This window comes from Staphylococcus pasteuri (genome assembly GCF_030547725.1).
GTDB classification, from domain to species: Bacteria; Bacillota; Bacilli; order Staphylococcales; family Staphylococcaceae; genus Staphylococcus; species Staphylococcus pasteuri.
Genome location: NZ_JAUOQO010000725.1, coordinates 1 through 247 on the forward strand (window position 1 = coordinate 1; position 247 = coordinate 247).

Annotated in this window: 1 protein-coding gene; it reads right to left on the reverse strand. The window is 43.7% G+C overall.

Annotated features, from left to right (window positions below; genetic code table 11):
• Positions 1–247: hypothetical protein (locus Q4528_RS15275; protein WP_303522551.1), on the reverse strand; the 247-nt coding region annotated here is incomplete at both ends.

Below are 247 nucleotides of genomic sequence, written 5' to 3' on the forward strand. Positions count from 1 at the left end.
GCTTGTAGCAAACTAAAGAGATTTTCTAAACCTACATTCACTACCACTAAGCCAAGAGCTTTACCGCCACTAAACACTGGCGATGCCACTTTTAAGGTTGGCTGATGCTGACCAAGCTCAACACCTTTCTCGTTATGAATATCAACATCAGACAAATAACTGTCTCCGTCACCTAACCGAAGGGTGCGAAACACATAGGGGTAGTGAGCTTTTTCTTCGAGCTGCTCTGCTTCAATAGCAATTAAGC